Raw genomic sequence first — 3,686 nt, forward strand, 5'->3', positions numbered from 1 at the left:
ATTTTATAAATATCAAGAGTTTTCGACAAAATTAAAGCAATTTTTAATAAAAAATATATTATTGACTTAATAAGGGTTAAAAATCCTACTTGCATCTTTATTTTACAAAAGCAAAAAAATAAAAGAAGTGATTTTATCAAATTATTTGTAAATTACTGAAAATAGTTTACAAATAATTTGATTATAAAAAAACTTCAAATAAATATTTTATTTGACAGTTATTTTAAAAATTATTTAATAACTTTTATTATTCATTAATTATTTTATTAATTAAATTATCATATTTATTTAATAATGATTGACTTTCAGCATAAGAAACATTTTTTAAAATCATTATAATAGCGTTTTTACAAGCATAATTTGCAGCTGTTAATGCTTGTGCAATAACCTCATCACTAGCATTTGTAACAGCTTTAACAATTTCTGCTGTTCGTACTTTTAATTTTTCATTAGTTGCAATTAAATCAACCATTAAATTTTGATATACTTTTCCTAATTTAACCATTAATGTTGTCGAAATCATATTGCACACTAATTTTGTTGCTGTTCCCGTTTTCATTCTAGTACTACCAGTAATAACTTCTGGTCATGTTTCAATTGCAATTACTTCATCAGCAATTGCTAACATTTCCGAATTTTTTGTCATACATAAACCAATTGCTAATGCACCAGTGGTTTTAGCATATTTTAACCCTGCTAAAACATATGGTGTTCGTCCAGAAACACCAATCCCAATTACAGTATCTAACGGTTGTAAATTTAATTTCTTTAAGTCATTTACCGCTAAATCTTGGTCATCTTCTGCTCCTTCAACTGGTATGCGAATAGCACTATCGCCACCGGCAATAATCCCAATAATACGGTCATTATCAAGTCCATAAGTGGTAACATCTCTAATGCATCAAGAATTCCAATTCGCCCTGATGAACCTGCTCCCATATAAATTAATCGACCTCCTTGGTTAAAACGGGAAAAAATTAAATCAATTACTTTAGTAATAACTGGTATTTTTGCTTGCACTGCTTGGGCAATTTTTGCATCTTCATTATTAATTAATTGTTAAAATACCTTTTGTATCTGTTTGATCAATACGAGTACTATTTGTATTACGTTGTTCTGTGTCTATTTTTGACAAATTAATTTTATTCATAACATCCTTCTTTCTTTTAAATAATTTTATTCAACTTTAACATGAAAAATTTTTTGTCGTTCTGCTTTTGGCAATTTATAATATGCAACTATTCAAAAAATAAAAATACCAATGATTGTAATAAATGCTAATGTTCATAAAATTTTTTTATATAGTTTATATTTACCGTGTTTTTGATATAACTCTTTCATATCGTTTCCACCCGCTTTAACAATTCGCGAGTATCCAAACATTGTAATAAGCCATCCTGCTAAAATTGCAATAGCACAGCCAATAAGATAAATCCCCACTGCTAATGGAACATTACCAGTATCAGTAGTCATCATAAAGGTTGCTAAAATTCCTGAAGGGCCAAACATTGCGTTTAAACCAAAAGTAATATGTCCTCACATATACACTGCGCCAATAAAGAAGCCACCAAAACCTGCTCCAATTGAACTTGTAACGAATAGACGGATTCGTGGTAAAGTTACTCCATAAATCATTGGTTCTCCAATTCCAAAAATTGCTGGAATCAAGGCTCCTTGAATTTGACGACGCAATAAACTCCCTTTTGCTGCCATAATTCATAGGGCAATCCCTGCACCAACTTGTGCCATTCCTGCCATTCCTAAAATTGGAAATAAACCATTAACTCCTGTTTGTTCAATTAAAATTCCGTAAATTGGAACAAATCCTTGGTGAATTCCAAAAGCAACTGCAAGTAAGAAAATTGCGGCTAAAACAAAGGCACCAAAAGGATTAGTATATAAATGTGCAAAGAATCATGCTACTGCTTGGTATAAATAACCTGAAATAGGGATTAGTAAAAAGATATTTAATAATAATAGGCCAAATAATACTAATGTTGGAGTCCCAATTATGTCTAAGACTCCTGGCATAAATTTACGAACACCGCCGTTCCATTCATAAGGCCGCTGTTGCTGTTAATAAGGCCCCTAAAATATTTCCTGACGGATATCCAAACACTAAATTACCATTAGCATCTATGCTTGGACGAAAGCCAACTGTTAATCAATTTGTTAGTGGATTAGTAATATTAATCCCTAAATAATTAACATGATTAGCATCACCAACGACTAGCATTGGAATTACACTACTTACAAAAACTGGCGAATAAATTGCAGCAGTCATTGTTCCTAAGACACCACTGCCTCCTCAAACTTCACAAGTTCGTCATCCAACAATAATTATAAAAGCATTTTTTCAAATGTCTAGAATTAAGTTTAATGCCTTAAATCAAGATACGGCAGCTGCTGGGGCATGACTAGTATCCATTGTGCCACCATATGCAGATTTCATAATTCCAGCAATTCCCGATAAAATCCCTGCCCCAATAAAACCGATAATCATTGGTGAAAAGATTTTTGAAAATTTAGTAAAAAAAGTTTGTACTCTATTTTGTTTTTTTTCATTTCGCCTTTTACAGCCTTCGCTGCTTGTGCAGCACTAACAAATTCATCCGTACCATCATTTTCGTTATAAGCAGTTTTATTAGCATTAACTAATTTCCCAAAAGCTTGTGTAACATTTGCAACAAAACCTGGCCCCAAGATAATCTGTAACTCTGTTGGTGATGGTTTCAAAACACCCATTACATTTGGTATTGCTTTTAATTTATCTAGATCAATCTCTGCTGTTGGTTTCAAATTAAGACGCAGTCTCGTTAAACAATTGGTATATGAGACAACATTATCCGCTTTGACAATATCAACAATATCTTTTGCTGTCTGTTTCGGATCTTTTGCCATTTCATTTTCCTCACTTTCAATAAACATATATCTATTTTTTGCTACCTATGTATATGATAAAAGAAAGTGTAATAATTACAAGGCGTAATTCTTAATCTGTAATTTAATCTCAAAATTTGGAAATTTTAAAATTTTGGTACTAACGTTTTTTCTAACATAACGCGATAATATTCTAAATCAGTTGCTAACAAAGAAAAATAAATCATATCTAGTGCAAATAATAATGCAAAGCGACTAGTTGTTGAAATTAAACGTTCAATTGATTCATTGCTACTAATTGTAATTTCATAATCTGCTAAATTAGATAAAGTATTATTTGATTGTCGACAAACGATTGCAATTGGAGTATGATTTTGTTGACAAATTTTTGCTAATTTAATTAAATCTAATGTTTCACCTGAGTACGAAACAAAAAAGGTTAAATCATTTTCATTTAATTGCTGTGCTAAAAAATATCCATTATGAAAATCATTAATTGCAATAATATTAAAACCAATCCGTAATAATTTTTCTTGAAAATCCTTTGCAATATTGTATGTTCCGCCAATTGCAAAAAGAACAATCCGACGTGCTTTTTTAAAATTGTTAATAACATTATTAATAATACCCTTTTGATTTAATGTTAATCGAAATGTATCATGTAAACTACGAATAATATTATTATATATATTAAACATTAGACTTCTTGCATAACCTATTAAAATAATTGTAAATATTTTTAAAAAGATACTAATAGCAAATTATAATTTTAATTAATTATGTCTTTTATTTAAAAATNNNNWTAW

At 29.8% G+C, this 3,686-nt stretch carries 4 protein-coding genes and 1 pseudogene; all 5 read right to left on the reverse strand.

Going from position 1 to position 3,686, the window contains the following annotated elements:
• Positions 1-247 precede the first annotated feature (247 nt).
• The 5 genes and pseudogenes from murQ to EHV01_RS03935 all read right to left on the reverse strand — a co-directional run bounded on the left by murQ (position 248) and on the right by EHV01_RS03935 (position 3,578).
• Positions 248-1,150: pseudogene (gene murQ / locus EHV01_RS03915) on the reverse strand (N-acetylmuramic acid 6-phosphate etherase).
• A 26-nt stretch (positions 1,151-1,176) separates the two neighbouring features.
• Positions 1,177-2,031, reverse strand: a complete 855-nt coding sequence (locus EHV01_RS03920) for a PTS transporter subunit EIIC (RefSeq protein ID WP_422066289.1) — start codon at positions 2,029-2,031, stop codon at positions 1,177-1,179.
• Between the two features lie 4 nt (positions 2,032-2,035).
• Positions 2,036-2,452 (reverse strand): hypothetical protein, encoded by a 417-nt coding sequence (locus tag EHV01_RS03925; RefSeq protein ID WP_422066290.1) that lies wholly within the window; start codon positions 2,450-2,452, stop codon positions 2,036-2,038.
• Positions 2,377-2,901, reverse strand: a complete 525-nt coding sequence (locus EHV01_RS03930; protein ID WP_422066291.1) for a PTS transporter subunit EIIB — start codon at positions 2,899-2,901, stop codon at positions 2,377-2,379. The genes EHV01_RS03925 and EHV01_RS03930 overlap by 76 nt, the downstream gene beginning before the upstream one ends.
• A gap of 125 nt (positions 2,902-3,026) precedes the next feature.
• Positions 3,027-3,578, reverse strand: a complete 552-nt coding sequence (locus EHV01_RS03935) for a MurR/RpiR family transcriptional regulator (RefSeq protein ID WP_422066292.1) — start codon at positions 3,576-3,578, stop codon at positions 3,027-3,029.
• Positions 3,579-3,686: the final 108 nt, after the last annotated feature.

This window comes from Spiroplasma sp. hy2, assembly GCF_044714365.1.
GTDB classification, from domain to species: domain Bacteria; phylum Bacillota_I; class Bacilli_A; order Mycoplasmatales; family Mycoplasmataceae; genus Spiroplasma; species Spiroplasma phoeniceum.